Annotated in this window: 9 protein-coding genes; 6 read left to right on the plus strand and 3 right to left on the minus strand. The window is 66.4% G+C overall.

Translation table 11 applies throughout. The annotated features are described in order from the left end of the window. Both ABW137_RS19340 and ABW137_RS19345 read left to right on the plus strand, forming a co-directional pair. Window positions 1-903, plus strand: a 903-nt coding sequence (locus tag ABW137_RS19340) for a dihydrodipicolinate synthase family protein (RefSeq protein ID WP_526402913.1), incomplete at its 5' end; no start/stop codon positions are given. 294 nt (window positions 904-1,197) lie between these two features. Continuing rightward, window positions 1,198-2,493: an Nramp family divalent metal transporter gene (locus tag ABW137_RS19345; protein WP_526402915.1), complete on the plus strand. Its 1,296-nt coding sequence runs from the start codon at window positions 1,198-1,200 to the stop codon at window positions 2,491-2,493. 206 nt (window positions 2,494-2,699) lie between these two features. On the opposite strand, the gene ABW137_RS19350 is transcribed toward ABW137_RS19345, so the two are convergent. After that, window positions 2,700-3,542, minus strand: a complete 843-nt coding sequence (locus tag ABW137_RS19350; RefSeq protein ID WP_526402917.1) for a maleylpyruvate isomerase N-terminal domain-containing protein — start codon at window positions 3,540-3,542, stop codon at window positions 2,700-2,702. 161 nt (window positions 3,543-3,703) lie between these two features. Between ABW137_RS19350 and ABW137_RS19355 the strand changes: the two genes are divergently transcribed. From ABW137_RS19355 to ABW137_RS19365, 3 genes are all read left to right on the plus strand, one after another. Further along, window positions 3,704-7,021, plus strand: coding sequence for a helix-turn-helix transcriptional regulator (locus ABW137_RS19355; protein WP_526402976.1), 3,318 nt, complete (start codon window positions 3,704-3,706; stop codon window positions 7,019-7,021). Between the two features lie 175 nt (window positions 7,022-7,196). Next, window positions 7,197-7,967, plus strand: a complete 771-nt coding sequence (locus ABW137_RS19360) for an enoyl-CoA hydratase/isomerase family protein (RefSeq protein WP_526402919.1) — start codon at window positions 7,197-7,199, stop codon at window positions 7,965-7,967. 35 nt (window positions 7,968-8,002) lie between these two features. After that, window positions 8,003-9,571, plus strand: a complete 1,569-nt coding sequence (locus tag ABW137_RS19365) for an AMP-binding protein (RefSeq protein WP_526402921.1) — start codon at window positions 8,003-8,005, stop codon at window positions 9,569-9,571. A gap of 24 nt (window positions 9,572-9,595) precedes the next feature. Here the strand turns inward: ABW137_RS19365 and ABW137_RS19370 are convergent, their stop codons facing one another. After that, window positions 9,596-10,387, minus strand: a complete 792-nt coding sequence (locus tag ABW137_RS19370; protein WP_526402922.1) for a FadR/GntR family transcriptional regulator — start codon at window positions 10,385-10,387, stop codon at window positions 9,596-9,598. Window positions 10,388-10,457: 70 nt separating this feature from the next. Further along, on the minus strand, window positions 10,458-10,841 hold the full coding sequence (locus ABW137_RS19375) for a thioesterase family protein (protein ID WP_526402924.1): 384 nt from the start codon (window positions 10,839-10,841) through the stop codon (window positions 10,458-10,460). A gap of 203 nt (window positions 10,842-11,044) precedes the next feature. On the opposite strand from ABW137_RS19375, the gene ABW137_RS19380 reads away from it, so the two are divergent. Further along, entirely contained in the window at window positions 11,045-12,418 is a 1,374-nt protein-coding gene (locus ABW137_RS19380) for an MFS transporter (RefSeq protein WP_526402926.1), read from the plus strand. The last annotated feature ends 24 nt before the right edge of the window (window positions 12,419-12,442 follow it).

The following is a 12,442-nucleotide window of genomic DNA, read 5'->3' on the forward strand; positions in this document are numbered from 1 at the left end:
ATCACCCCGTTCACCCGCGACGGCGCCGTCGACTACGACGCGATTCAGCGGCTAGGTTCCTGGCTCGGCAGCATCGACGGCGTGAAGAGCCTGGTCGTCCTCGGCCACGCCGGCGAGGGAACCTTCCTGACCCAGGACGAGCAAGCCCGTGTCATCGGCGCCTTCAAGGACTCGGTCGACGGAAAACTGCCGATCATCGCGGGCATCACCGGCGAGGGCACCGCCGTGTCGGTCGAGGAAGCCCAGCGCGCGGTCGACGCCGGCGCCTCCGCCGGCCTGGTCTACCCCTCGCACGGGTGGCTGCGGTTCGGGTACCAGGATGGCGCCCCCCAAGATCGCTACAAGGCCCTGTACGAGGGGTCGGGGCTGCCACTCATCCTGTTCCAGTACCCAGACGTCACCAAGGCGACCTACAACCTCGATACCCAGCTCGAGATCGCCGCGCAGGAAGGCGTCTTCGCCACCAAGAACGGTGTCCGCAACATGCGTCGATGGGATCGCGAAATCCCCGTGTTGCGTAAAGAGAACCCGGACCTGCAGATCCTGAGCTGCCACGACGAATACCTGCTGCACACCATGTTCGACGTCGACGGACTGCTCGTCGGCTACGGCGGCCTCGCACCCGAGCCGCTCATCGAGCTGATCGCCGCAGGCAAGGCCAAGGATTACCCCGCAGCCCGCGCGATCCACGATCGCCTGCTCCCGGTGACCGCCACCGTCTACCACCGCGGCTCACACATGGAAGGCACCGTCGCACTCAAGGAAGGCCTCGTCCACCGCGGCATCCTCGAGCACGCCACGGTCCGCTCGCCCCTGCTCCCGCTGGCAGCCGGCGCCCACGAGGAGATAGCCGCGGCGCTCGATTCGGCGAACCTCGGCTCTGTCGTGCCCGCTTTGGTCTGACCGGACACCTCTCTGGCAGCACGGACCCTGTGCCCTCCGGCCATCCACCCGATGGCTGGAGGGGCACCCCATCAGCGCTTCCTCTCGGGCGCAGCACATGCAGCGGGCAAGCCCCGCGGATCGGGCCCCACGGGCCGCCGCCCGACGATCCTTCACAGGCACCAGCGACGACCCCGCTCGGCTCGATGTGCCACGTCTGAACCCCGCATCCACGTCTCATATCCGCTCCCCCCGCGTCGAGCTGAGGGCACACTGCCTAGGTAGCGGCACCGAGCGCCTCCAGGAAGGCTCATCATGAGTCAACACCGCACATCTGAAGAACTAGTCGGCTCCGCGCTCACGCCAGGCAACCCGCCGGGGGACCCCATCCCTGCGTCGAGCAGGTGGAAGACCGTACTCAGCACGCTCGCGATGGCCGGCCCGGCATTCATCGCCGGGGCATGGCAATTCGGCCCGGGCAACCTCGCCAGTGCAGTCGAGGCCGGCAGCGGCTACGGGTACTCGCTGATCTGGGTCATCGTGCTCTCGACCGTGTTCATGCTCGTCTACGCAGACATGAGCGTGCGGCTGGGCATTCGAACACCCAAGTCGATGATCAGCTCCGTCAAAGACGTCCTCGGACAACGAGTGGGGGTGGCAGCTGGCGTCGGCGTCTTCATCATCACGCTGTGCTTCTCGGTCGGCAACGCCGTCGGATCCGGGCTCGGGCTGTCCATGGTGTTCGGCGGCTCCCCGCTGATCTGGTCCGCGGTCTGTACCGCCTTCGTCGGGCTAATCCTGTTGTTCCGCAACGTCTACCGCACCGTCGAACGGGTGCTACTGGTCATCGTCGGACTCCTCGGTGCCACGTTCATCATCAGCGCGGTCATCGCCAAACCCGACTGGTATCAGGCCCTCAACGGCGTCGTTCCCAGCATCCCACCCGGTGGGGCACTGCTGGTCGTCGCGCTCGTCGGCACCAACTTCTCGCTGAACGCCGCGTTCTTCACCTCCTACGGAACCCACGAACGTGGCCGCACCCGCGACCAGTACCGTCAAACCAGTATCGCCGACACCATCCCCGGGATCATTGCCCCCGGGATCATGACCTCCCTGGTCATCATCGTCGCAGCCGCGGTCCTGGGCCGCGAAAATGCCGAAGCAACAACACTTCTCGGCCTGGCCAAGATATTCGAGCCCATCGCCGGACCCGTGGGCTCAACGATCTTCGCACTCGGACTCTCCGGCGCGGCGTTCTCGGCGATGGTCGCCAACGCGACAGCTGGCGGCACCATGCTCTCCGATGCCCTCGGCAAGGGGCCGTCGCCGAGCACCGTCACCGCCAAGCGCACCAGCGCCGCCATCCTGGTCTGGGGACTTGCCATCACGCTGCTGTTCACCAAGTCCCCGATACAGCTCATCATCGTCGCCCAAGCCCTCACCGTCCTGATCGCACCGTTCCTTGGATTCCTGCTCTACGTCATGAGCAACAATCGCCAACTCATGGGCGACCTGCGCAACACCTGGTGGAAGAACGTCATCGGGGCGATCGGCTTCCTCTGCATCCTGTCCCTGTCCGGGCTGCTCATCTACGAACTGGTCACCCGGTAGATCGCATGAGCCGATCCGCCTCTCGCGGCAGCCACGCCCGGCTGCCGCGAGACGCGTCGTGCGAGCGCCTACGAAGTGCCGTGAAGAAGAGCTATCCGACAGATGGATCCGAGGGAGTGGGCGGAGTCGCCGAGGCGCACGATGGCACCCGCTGACGTGCCCGATGTCCATCGACACGCCCCCCGCCGAACGCCAACGCAACGGCATCACGGAGTGAAGAACAGGCGGTTGAAGCGCAGCCCGAGCCATGGCCTGCGGCCCGTCGCGACCATCCCGCCACGCAGCAGTGCCCGGCCGAGCGGCATCCGCCCGTAGCGGACCAGTAGATACGTCACCGGGTCCGCGGAGATCACGCAATCCACCGGGCCGCCGGCGGCCCGGGCCTCCGCCGTACCGTCCGCGACCTGGATGATGTAGCGCGGGCCGTTGCCGCGGAGCCGAATCTCGTATGTCACCGGCCGTCCGCGGCCCGCTTCGGGCCGCACCAGCAATGGCGACATTTCTGGGCACACCGTGCCAAGGATCAGCTTCGCGTGCTCGGCGGAGATCGGCCATGGTCGGCCCGTCCCGCACGCGATGTCGTGCCCGTGCACGGTCAATTCCCCCAGCGCGAGGGCGGTCAGGCAGTCCACGGTGCGGACCCGGCCCGGGCCGTACCACGGCGTCGCGCATTCCATCTGCGGATCGGTCCCCGCCGCAAGCTCCAGGAACCGTTGCGTCCCAACGGTGATTAGCTCCGTGAGACGACCCACGTCGGTACGGTCGACCATGGCGATGGTGGCGGCATTGGTGGCTGCCAACCGAGTCGGGAAGTCTGCGTCGAGGTACGGGAGCGCTTGCGACTCCCCGGTGATCGCTGCGCTGAACCCGGTGAACACGACGGCCAGGTGGGCCGCGGTCTCTGCGACGGTCCAATCGGTGCCAGCCGCCGGGCGCGCGATGTCATCGGTTTCCCGCAGCAGCGTGGTGAACCGTCCAGTCGCAGCGCTGATTGCTGCCCGGGCCGCTTCTCGGTCCAATGCGATGACTGGCGTCGTGTGGATCGTCATAGTCGTCCTCCTGGAGTCGTGTGAGTCGACTATGGGACGTCGCCGGTGCGAGATCGAGCGTCACAACGCGTAAATGCACGCAAGCGAGGTGTCGTAGATCCGCACTGCGCGGAGGGGAAATCCACGCGATTCCGCTGATGTTTGTGGCGTGCGGCCACAGCATGCTGGCTAGCATGAGCGAAACGGACCCACGGGCGGACACGCCGTTGAACTGGAGCGACCTAGGTGTGAGCGAGCTTCCGACCGGAACGGTGACGTTGTTGCTTGCCGACGTCGAGGGGTCGACGCGGCTGTGGCAGACCCAACCGGAGGAGATGACGGCCGCCATTGCGCGCCTTGATCGTGCGCTGTGCGACATGGTCTCCGCCCATCACGGTGTCCGGCCGGTGGAGCAGGGCGAGGGAGATAGCTTCGTGGTCGCGTTCGCGCGCGCCAGCGACGCGGTGGCGTGCGCGCTGCAGTTGCAGCGGGCACCGTTGGGCCCGATCCGGCTGCGCATCGGCGTACATGCCGGGGAGGTGCAACTGCGAGACGAGGGAAACTACATCGGTCCGACCATCAACCGGACCGCACGGCTTCGCGATCTGGCCCACGGCGGGCAGACCGTGCTGTCGGGCATCATCGAGGATCTGGTTCTCGATCGGCTGCCGACCGACGCCTGGCTGGCCGACCTCGGCGAACACCATGTGCGGGATCTTCCGCGCCTGGAACGGGTGGTGCAGTTGTGCCACCCCGACCTTCACAACGATTTCCCACCGCTGCGCACACCCGAAGCTGTTGTTGCCCAGCATCTTCCGGTCCACCCAACGAGTTTCGTGGGGCGCCGCGCCGAAATCAAGGACGTGCAGCGGATTCTGGCCGAGAGTCGGTTCGTAACGCTCACCGGGGCGGGCGGTGTCGGCAAGACGCGACTGGCGGTGGAGCTCGCGCGCGCGATCGCCGGGGGATTCGACGGCGGGGTGTGGTTGATCGACCTGGCGTCGATCACCGATCCCGATCTGGTGTCGGTGGCGGTGAACCGCGCACTCGGGTTGCCTGACCACCAGGGCAGTTCCACGACGGACGCGCTGCTGCGGTTCATCGGTGAACGTCGGATGTTGTTGGTACTGGACAACTGTGAGCATCTGCTTGACGCGTGCGCGGCGCTGGTAGTCGTTCTGCAGGGCGGCTGCCCCGCGGTAACGATCGTGGCGACGAGTCGGGAGCCGATCGGGGTGGCCGGCGAGGTGAGTTGGCGGGTGCCGTCGCTGTCGCTGGTCGACGAGGCGATCGAGCTGTTCGCCGACCGTTCCCGACAGGTCCGTCCCGAATTCCGCCTGACCGAGGACAGTGCGGTCATCGTGGGAGACATCTGCGGGCGCCTTGACGGCGTGCCATTGGCGATCGAGTTGGCGGCGGCGCGGGTGCGCGTCTTGTCGTTGACCGAGATCCGCGACAGCCTGCACGATCGCTTCAGGCTACTGACCGGCGGCTCCCGTACCGCCGTGCGCCGCCAGCAGACGTTGCGTGCATCGGTGGATTGGTCGCATGCGCTGCTGACCGAGTCCGAACGGGTTTTGTTCGCGCGGCTGGCGGTGTTCATGGGCGGATTCGATCTCGATGCCGCAGAGGCCGTCGCAGGCGGCGGCGACGTGGAACGCTTCCACGTCCTCGACCTGCTCACATTACTGGTCGACAAGTCCTTGGTCGTGGTCGAAAGCGGAAGCGGCCGAACGAGATACCGTCTGTTGGAGACGGTGCGGCAGTACGCACTGGAAAAACTCGGCGAGTCCGGACAGGCCCACGCCGTGCGTGCCCGTCATCGCGACCACTACACGAGTATGGCGGCCCGACTCGATACGCCGGCCACCGCCGGCCACGAGCGGTTTCTCGAGCAGGTCGACACCGAGATCGACAACTTGCGCGCCGCGTTCACGTGGAGCCGCGAGAATTCCGAGGCAGGGCTTGCGTCGCAGTTGGCGTCGTCGCTGCAGCAACTCTGGCTCGGACGGGGCCGAGTCCTGGAAGGGCTGGCCTGGTGCGACGCCGTCCTCACTGACCAAAACGCACGTCCGGACGAGGTGGCGCAGGCAGTGCGCGCGGCGGTGCTTGCCGATAGGGCCACGCTCAACGCATTCATGGGTGCCACTGACGACATGGACCAAGCGCTTGAGGCCCTGGCGATCGCGCGGGATGTCGACGACCCCGCCCTGTTGCTCCGGGCCCTGATCGGCTGCGCTGGCATCGCGCTCTACGACTCTGCCGTGGCCGGCCCCTACTTCGCTGAGGCGATCGGCCTGGCCCGCTCGACAGGCGACGGATGGAGGCTCAGCTGGATTCTGAGTTGGCTGGCAGTCGGGGCGGTCATGCTGGGCGATCCGATCGGGGTACGCGCTGCCGCCGAAGAAGGACGTGACCTCGCCGACGCCGTCGGCAACCGGCGCGCGCAGCGTGGCTGCCGATGGAGTCTCGGTGTGGCGCAGGGAATGACCGGTGATCCGGCCGCAGCCGTCGCGATGTTGGGTGCGGTCATTGTCGAGGCTGACGCGGCTCGCGACCCGTACTGGCGGTGCTTGGCCCTGTTCATGCAGGCGCTCATGCTTGCGCACCAGGGAGCCTCGGATGCGGCGCGGGACGCGGGCATCGCTGCCGTCGAGACCGCCGCGGAACTGGGCGGGTTCTTCCCGGGCCTCGCCAACGTGGGGTTGACCGTCGCGAGTCTTGCCGCGGGTGACGTTGCCGCGGCAGCCGATGCGATCGCTGCGGGCTTGCCCTACCTCAGTCTTCAACCCAAGCAGGCGGCGATCTGGATTGCCTATACGGCCCAGGCCGCGCTGGCACGCGGGGATCTGACCGCGGCGCGGCGCTCGGCCGACGAGGCCGTCGCGGCGACGAGCGGGTTTCACCTGTCGCTCGCGCTGACGACACGCGCCATGGTGGCGATCGCGCAGGGTGAGCCCGAACAGGCCGGCCGCGATGCGCACGACGCACTCGTCACCGCCACCAGCAGCGGAACATGCGGCGCCACTCCAGAAACTCTGGACTGTCTCGCGGCACTCGCCGTCGACACCGGCAGTCACCGCGAAGCCACCCGGCTGCTCGGCGCCGCAGACTCCATCCGGCAACGCGGGGGTTTCGTCCGCTTCAAGATCTTCGACGCCGCCGTCGAAGCCTCGGCCGCGACGCTCCGCGACGCATTGGGAGAGAGGGACTTCGAAGCCGCGTGGGCCGAGGGCGCCGCGCTGTCCACGGCCGAAGCAGTCGCCTACGCCCGGCGCCGTCGCGGCGAACGCAAACGCCCAAGCAGCGGGTGGGCATCACTCACCCCGACCGAACGCGACGTCGTACGACTGGTCAGCGAAGGGCTCGCGAACAACGACATCGCCACGCGGCTCTTCGTCTCGCCGCGCACCGTCCAAACCCACCTCACCCACGTCTACGCCAAACTCGGACTCACGTCCCGCGTGCAACTCGCGCAGGAGGCGGCCCGGCGCGGCTGACCCGGCCTCGTAGGGCCGGGTCAGCGTGGCCAGCCGCGGTAGTTGACACGACAGGCCAGAACGGCCAAGCTGTAGGCAACTGGCTAGACCACTAACCGCGAACGGTATTTCCAAGGTATTGGCAGGAGCGACCAGCGCCCCTCGGGGAAGCTGGCTCGACCACAACAGGAGGACGATGAGTTCGACGCCACCCGTGATCACCGAACACGTCGGCAGCATTGCCGTGATCACGCTGAATCGTCCTGACGTACTCAACGCCCTCAACCGAAGCCTGCTCGGCGGTTTGGTCGACGCGCTGCGACTGGAAACACGTTCTGCCGGAGCGGTTGTGGTTCGGGGGGCCGGTCGCGCCTTCTGCGCTGGCGAGGATCTCACCGAGACGCTCGCCCCGGACACGGGCTCGGCCGACGAGCTTCGGGTGGCCTTCGATCAGCTGCAGGAGATCACCCGGCTGATGGTGGCCGCCCCTTGCCCGGTGGTCTCTGCGGTGCACGGCTATGCGGTCGGTGGTGGAGCCGAGATCGCACTGGCGGCCGACTTCGTGATCGCTGGCCCGTTGGCGCGAATGAAGTTCCCGGAAGCGGTGATCGGGCACGCACCGACCGGCGGTATCACCGGCAGGCTGCCACTCATGGTGGGCATGCTGCGCGCGAAGGACCTGCTCTTGACCGGCCGATGGGTGGACCCTGCGGAAGGGCACGCCATCGGGCTCTACACGGAGCTGGCTGACGACCCGGCGTCCCGGGCAATCGAGCTGGCACACATGCTGGCGGAGAAGCCGCGGCGCTCAATGTCCAGCGTCAAACAGGCAGTCGAACTCGCGGCCCACGCCAACCAGGAGCTCAACCTGCGGATGGAGGTCGACATGGCCTCGTACTGCTTCGCATCCGCGGAGAACGAGGAAAGCTTCACCGCGTTCCGCAACCGAGAGCGCAGCCAGGTCTAGACGCAGCCGACGAGAGGAAACGAGTCGAGAACGACATGCACGACGACACGACCCTGAACTCAGCGCTGGCCTCCGCAGTGGAACGCTGGCCGGAGCGGGTCTTTCTCAAGATCGACGGCGTTACAGTGACGTTCGCCGAATTCGAACACGAAGTAGGACGGCTGGCGGGCGGTCTCCGCGCTGTACACGCGGTAGGACGAGGCGACCGCGTCGCGGTATTGATGCGGAACTCGCTGGCGTGTGAACACACCTGGTTCGCCAGCAACCGTCTCGGTGCGGCGTGGGTTCCGATCAACACCGAGTTCAGGGGCCTCGGGCTCGAACATGCGGTGCGGCTCGCCGACGCCACCGTGTTCATCGCCGATGCCGACCTGGTCGACGTCCTGTCAGTCGCCTTGGCCCGCGCCGGAATCGACGCGCCCATCGTGACCGCCAACGGGCCGCGCGACGCGGCGCACCGGCTCGAAGACCTCTACCAGGACGCGGTGCCAGCCGAAGTCGTCCACCACAGCGACACTGCTGCATTTCTCTATACCTCCGGCACCACCGGCAGATCCAAGGCGTGCGTACTATCCCACCGGTACTTCACCTCGCAGGCGCGTATCGCCATGCGCGACTTTGGACTCCGTCATGACGACGTGTTGTATTGCCCATTTCCGCTGTTCCATGCGGACGCAACGGCACTGACCACCGTCCCGGCGCTACTACTCGGCGCGACCGCGGCAATCGGGCGGCGCTTCAGCGCGTCCGGGTTCTGGGCCGAGGTCCGCGAGACCGGAGCGACCGTCTTCGATTTCATGGGCGCGACGCTGTCCATCCTGGCCAAGGCGGAGCCTCGCCCCGACGACGCCGACAACCCCGTCCGCTTGGCCTGGGGCGTCCCGGTGCCGGAGTCGATCGAGGTCTTCGAGAAGCGATTCGGGCTCACCGTCGTCGAACTGTACGGCTCGGTCGAGGCGAACATCCCCATCACCCAACGGTTCGATCAACCTCGGGTTCCGGGCTCCTGCGGCACGGTAATCGACGAATTCGACGTGTGCATCAGCGACGACAACGACGAACCAGTGCAGGCAGGGGTGGTGGGGGAGCTCCTCATCCGCCCCAAGGTGCCGTTCTCGGTGTTCTCGGGGTACTACGAGAACCCCGAGGCCACCAACACCGTGCAGCGCAACATGTGGTTCCACAGCGGCGACCTCGCCAAGATCGACGAGGCCGGCAATGTGTTCTTCATCGGCCGCAAGAAGGAAGCGATCCGGCGCCGCGGGGAGAACATCTCCTCGTTCGAGGTAGAGGAGAGCGTGCGTGAGCATCCTGCTGTTCTCGACTGCGCGGCGTTCGGGGTGAAATCCGACCTCACCGAGGAAGAGGTCATGGTCGCAATCGTGCTGCAGCCCAATGCAACTGATACGACGGAGGAAGTGGTCTGGGAATTTTGCCGCGAACGAATGGCACGCTTCCAGGTGCCGCGCTACATCGAGTTCGTCGACCAGCTGCCGAAGACACCGACGGGCAAGGTCGAGAAGTTCAAGCTCCAGGAAGCGGGTGTGACGGCGCAGACTCGCGAATTCGTACTACCGCGCGCCGCCGCGAGCGCCGCGCTCTGACCGACGTGGCAAGGCCGTCGCCACTCAGCCCACAGGTGATCGAGCGGCGAAGGCTTCTAGCGGTGCGCGACGGTCGGCGGGGATCAGCGGGGTGTAGTGCTCCATCATGTCCTGCAGCGCCATTCGCGCGGCCGCGGCCCCATCGCGTTGTTCGATCAGCTCGAGCACCAGGCCGTGGCTGCGGCAGCTGTGTCGCATGAGCTCCAAGATGTCGACCGACGTCTTCAGTTTCACTTCGATGAGGTTCATCACGACGCCGCATGCCACGTCGTTGCAGACCCGCAGGAGCCCGCTGCCCGCGGCCTCGGCGACCGACCGGTGGAAGTCGACGTCGGCGGCGGAGAACGCCTCGTAACCGGAATCGATGGCCGCGGCTGCCGCCGCATGAGCCGCCTTCATCTGCGCCAGCTGTTCGGGGGTGTGCGATACCGCGGCCAGGAATGTCGTCGAGCCCTCGATCGTCATCCGGAATTGCACTAGATCGGCCAAGTCGAACTGCTCGAGGTGCACCATCGTGGTCAGCGAGCGGTTCAGCGCATCCGGCGAGAACTGCTGTACTTCTGCGCCGCCGGTGGGGTCACCCTGGCGCGACTTGATCATGCCTTGGCTTTCCAGCACTCGCAACGCTTCTCGTACGGTGGCGCGACTCACGGCGAACTGGGTGGTCAGGTCACGCTCGCTGGGCAGCCGTTGGCCGGGGCGCAGATCGCCGCGCAGGATTGCACTCTCGATCTGGTCGACGATGCTCTCGTACGCCCGGACGCGTTTGGCGGGGGTGAACTGACGCCGCGGTTCATCACCGGTGTCCTTGGCCAACGGTGCACCCCTCGCCTGGTTGTAAGTGGTCCGACCAGCGCCACCTTACTCCGACCCGGCTAGCGCATCGTCACTCGTCGGTGACGCGCCGCGCCAAGCGGGCGGCGATCTGTTCGCTCAGGACCACCGCACGGCTGTGGGTGACGGTCGCGCACACCTCGTCACCATCGACTACCTCGACCTCGAAATGCAGGCGCCTACCGCTGCGCTCGGTCAATCGGGCCCGTGCGGTCAGCGTGGCGCCAACGGGGCTCGGTGACCGGTGCTCGATGGTTGCCGAAGTGCCAACGGTGATTTCGCCGGGACCGAGCTCGTCTGCGATTGCGTTGTGGCACGCCACTTCAGCGAGCCCGAGCACGAACGGCGTGGACGCGGCCCGTGGAAAGGACTGCCCGAAACTGGCTGCGGTGTCCCCCTCGCCGACGGTTCCGGATAACGATCCTGTTAATGGCATGTGCACTCCTCGTTAGTTGCGCAGGTGGCGTCCTGGATTCCGCGCCACCGCTCCTGTGAAGTTTTCAAAACCCGCGACAACAGCGCCGCATCAGTCTACTTTGGTCACTGGCTAGACCACTAGATGGGGCCTAGCGACTCATCGCCCGCGTCGCGTCAGTTCGACGGACTGCCGCGCCCGGCTTCACTGGAGGATTACTGCACGTGAAACCACACGCTCTTGATGACGCCCCCCTGTCGGGATTCCACAAGCGGTTGGCCGTCTATGCCGCCGGGGGGCCATTCCTGGACGGCTACATACTGAGCAGCATCGGCATCGCTCTGGTCGCTGCGGGGCCAGAACTGCAGTTGTCGTCGGTGATGGAGGGACTGATCGGCGCGGGAGCGTTGATCGGAATGCTCTTCGGCGGCGCCGTATCGGGCTTCCTCACCGATCGATTCGGTCGACAGGTCATGTACACCCTGGACCTGGGATTCATCGCGGCGGTCTCCGTGCTGCAGTTCTTCGTGACCGAGGGTTGGATGCTGTTCGTGGCGCGACTGCTTCTCGGGGCCGCCGTCGCTGCCGACTATCCGATGGCCTCATCACTGCTGACCGAGTTTGCACCGCGGAAGTACCGCGGGCCACTCCTCTGTGGCCTGGTGTGCATGTTCTTCGTCGGTGCTGCGGCAGCGTATTTCATCGGTGACGCCGTGCTGCGCCACCTGGGTGACGACGGATGGCGATGGTTCCTGGTGAGCTCCGCGGCGCCCGCCCTGGTGCTGCTGATTCTGCGGCTCGGTACCCCGGAGTCCCCGCGGTGGCTGTTGAGCCGGGGCCGTGATGCTGAGGCCCAGGAAGTACTCACCAAGGTCTACGGGCCGCATGTGACGGTGGCCGATCTCCCCGCCGTCAGTTCGTCGACACTCACCTGGCGTGATCTGGCCCGGCGCGGGTACGTCGGCCGCCTCGTCTATGTGGTCGTCTTCTATACGTGCTCGAATATCCCGGTCTTCGCGATCTACACGTTCGGCCCTGACATCCTGGCTGCCTTTGGTCTCAGCGGTATCTCGGACAACGTCGGCGCCGCCTTGCTGGAGATGCTCTTCCTAGTGGGAGTCGTTGCCGCTCTTGCCGTCATCAACAAGACCGGACGGCGACGCATGGTCATCTGGGGTTCATTGCTGGCGGGGTTGTCGCTGCTCGTGCTGGGTGTCGCCCCGGGGGCTCCGACGTTGGTGATCGTCATCGCGTTCACTCTCTTCGCACTGTTCAATGGTGGGCCGCAGGTGCTGACGTGGGTGTACCCGAATGAACTGTTCCCGACTGCCGTGCGGGCCACCGCGATCGGAATCATCACCGCGCTGACGCGGGTGGGATCCGCGGTCGGAGTGTTCCTGGTGCCGCTGTCCCTGGAGCGCCTCGGCATCGGGGGGACCATGACGATCACGGCGGCGCTGTTGATCTTCGCGGGCCTTGTCTCGGTGCGCTGGGCACCGGAGACCACGCAGCTGAACCTCGATGATGCCAGCGGGCTGAACCCAGTTGCACCACCAGCCCCTTCGCCCGCACCGGCCATGGATGGCGAGCTGCGCTGAGCAGAGGAGAACGCCTCCGTGGCC

The sequence above is a fragment of the Mycobacterium sp. genome (genome assembly GCF_040509115.1).
GTDB lineage: Bacteria > Actinomycetota > Actinomycetes > Mycobacteriales > Mycobacteriaceae > Mycobacterium.

Excerpts from the sequence above, each read along its gene's own strand:
- ABW137_RS19365 (WP_526402921.1), top strand. The coding sequence starts at position 8,003 with ATGCACGACGACACGACCCTGAACTCAGCGCTGGCCTCCGCAGTGGAA.
- ABW137_RS19375 (WP_526402924.1), bottom strand. The coding sequence starts at position 10,841 with ATGCCATTAACAGGATCGTTATCCGGAACCGTCGGCGAGGGGGACACC.
- ABW137_RS19350 (WP_526402917.1), bottom strand. The coding sequence starts at position 3,542 with ATGACGATCCACACGACGCCAGTCATCGCATTGGACCGAGAAGCGGCC.
- ABW137_RS19355 (WP_526402976.1), top strand. The coding sequence starts at position 3,704 with ATGCTGGCTAGCATGAGCGAAACGGACCCACGGGCGGACACGCCGTTG.
- ABW137_RS19345 (WP_526402915.1), top strand. The coding sequence starts at position 1,198 with ATGAGTCAACACCGCACATCTGAAGAACTAGTCGGCTCCGCGCTCACG.
- ABW137_RS19360 (WP_526402919.1), top strand. The coding sequence starts at position 7,197 with ATGAGTTCGACGCCACCCGTGATCACCGAACACGTCGGCAGCATTGCC.